The sequence below is a fragment of the Streptomyces sparsus genome (assembly GCF_054776295.1).
In genome coordinates this window covers 1-2160 of record NZ_BAAHCA010000845.1, presented here as the reverse complement: position 1 = coordinate 2160, position 2160 = coordinate 1, and the positions used below count along the sequence as shown (strand labels likewise).

Below are 2160 nucleotides of genomic sequence, written 5' to 3'. Positions count from 1 at the left end.
ACCCGCCCTCGCCGAGCGCGTCGACCCGCTGCTGCCAGTCGGCCTCCGCCATCGCGCGGGGGCTGCGCAGACCCGCGTCGGACAGGGCACGCGCCGCAGCCACCGCGACGGACGCCCGGATGCGGGCGCTCAGCAGCAGCGACAGCACGAGCAGTTGGAACAGCGGCTGCGGAGTGTCCCGCAACCGGATGCCGGCCTCCGCCGCGTAGGTGCGCCCGTGGGCGTCCAGCAGCGCCGCGGCGGTCCGGCGAGCGTCGGCGTCGCTCACGGCGCCGGCTTCAGCGGATCGTGGCCGAGCCGCATCAGGCGGTGCCGCCAGTTCTCCTGGCCCGCCGTCGGCTCCAGGTCGTCCCGCCGCTCGGCGGTGACCGTGCGGACCACCTTGTCCATCACCCGGATGTCGTCGTCCGTGAGGTCGGTACGGCGCTTCTTGAGCACCGCGAGCACCTGCTGCCCCTTCGGGGTGCCGGCCTGGTCCGGCAGCTCCTCACCGTCCTCGTGCGCGGTGTCGGTCCGCAGCCACTCGCTGAGCTCGCGCGAACTCATGTTGACCACGCGGTGGAACTCGTCCCAGAGCGCGTCGGCCCCCGACGAGGTGTCGGCCATGGCGGTACCTCCTGTCCCTGCCGATCAGTCCTTCTCGGCGCGCGGGTCCCCTGCGCGCGGCGCGGGAAACCTGCCCTGTCCGGCCTCGGGCTCCGCGGCCTCCTCATGCTCGACCTGGTGCTGCTCCCACTGCTCGCGGGCGTCCTCGGACCACTTCCGGGTGTCCCTCGGCTCCGCGTAGGGCTCCTCGTCGACGGGGTGGCCGGCGGCGACCGCCCGGGCCCGCCGCAGCTCCGCGTCGAACTCCAGGCCCAGCAGGATGGCCAGGTTCGACAGCCACAGCCAGACGAGGAAGACGATCACACCGGCCACCGTGCCGTACGTCCGGTTGTAGGAACCGAAGGTGGCCACGTAGAAGGCGAACCCGGCCGAGGCCGCCAACCACAGCAGGACCGCCAGGAAGCTGCCCGGGCTCAGCCAGCGGAAGCCCGGCCCGCGCACGTTGGGGGCCGCCCAGTAGAGCAGGGCGATCACGAAGGCCACCACCAGCAGCAGCGCCGGCCACTTGGCGATGGACCACACCGTCACGGCCACGTCGCCGAGGCCCAGGGCCTGCCCGAGCTGTTCCGCGAGCGGCCCGGTGAGGACGACGATCACCGACCCCGCCGCGAGCAGCACCATCAGCACCACGGTGAGACCGACGCGCAGTGGGGTGATCTTCCAGACCGGCCGGCCCTCCGGCAGGTCGTAGACCCTGTTGGAAGCCCGGATGAAGCCGGCCACGTAGCCGGACGAGGACCACAGCGCGCCCACCAGACCCAGGATCGCCAGCACGCCTCCCGCGCCGCCGCTCTCCCGCAGACCGGCGACGGCGTCCTCCAGCAGGTCGCGCGCGGCGCCGGGGGCGATCTGGCGCAGGTTGTCCAGCACCGCGTCCGTGGCCCGTTCGCCGACCACGCCGAGCAGGGAGACCATCAGCAGCAGCGCCGGGAAGATCGACAACACCCCGTAGTAGGTCAGTGCCGCCGCCCGGTCGGGCAGTTCGTCGTCGAGGAACTCCGTCGCGGTCCGGCGCGCCACCCGCCACCAGGACCGGGGCGTCAGCTCCGTCGGCTGGTCCGGGGCCCGGGGGTCCGCCTCCGGTCCGGCCGCGTGCCCCGTCCCCGGGCCGGCCGCCGGTCCCGCCTGGCGCGGCACGGCCGCGTCCCGTCCGTCGGGCACTGAGGGGCGCGGGTGCTTGCCGTTGGGTGTCATGTCCTGCGTATTGCCAGCGGACGCCCGCTTTACCGTGCCGCCCGCACCAGGGGCGGTACACGGCCGGCGCGGGTGCTTCCGTGTCACCGGACCGCGGACGGGATGGACGAGCTACTTCCGGATAATCGGGGAACCCTGACTGAGGCGTGTCACCTCCGAGCAGGGGCCCGCTCGCTCGGCCGTCCCCCTTTCGCCCGGCGACCTGTCCGGCCGCCCGCCGGGCCCGGTCCAGCCGGCCCGCAAGCACAAGGAGGCCCCGCTTGCACTCGAACGAGTGGTACTGCCGCCCCGCCGAACCGGTCGACGTGCGACGGGCCCCCTCCCGCCGACGGGCGCCGGCCGTAGACCGCCCGCCGCAGG

General features: G+C 74.0%; 2 protein-coding genes and 1 pseudogene. All 3 read right to left on the bottom strand.

The features are described from left to right. Positions 1 to 268, bottom strand: a pseudogene (locus tag ACYVE9_RS24085) (endonuclease); the annotation flags it as partial. Further along, positions 265 to 606 (bottom strand): DUF3140 domain-containing protein, encoded by a 342-nt coding sequence (locus ACYVE9_RS24080; protein ID WP_461029997.1) that lies wholly within the window; start codon positions 604 to 606, stop codon positions 265 to 267. The pseudogene ACYVE9_RS24085 and the gene ACYVE9_RS24080, both read right to left, overlap by 4 nt. A 24-nt stretch (positions 607 to 630) precedes the next feature. Next, entirely contained in the window at positions 631 to 1800 is a 1170-nt protein-coding gene (locus ACYVE9_RS24075) for a YihY/virulence factor BrkB family protein (RefSeq protein WP_461029996.1), read from the bottom strand. Positions 1801 to 2160 lie beyond the last annotated feature (360 nt).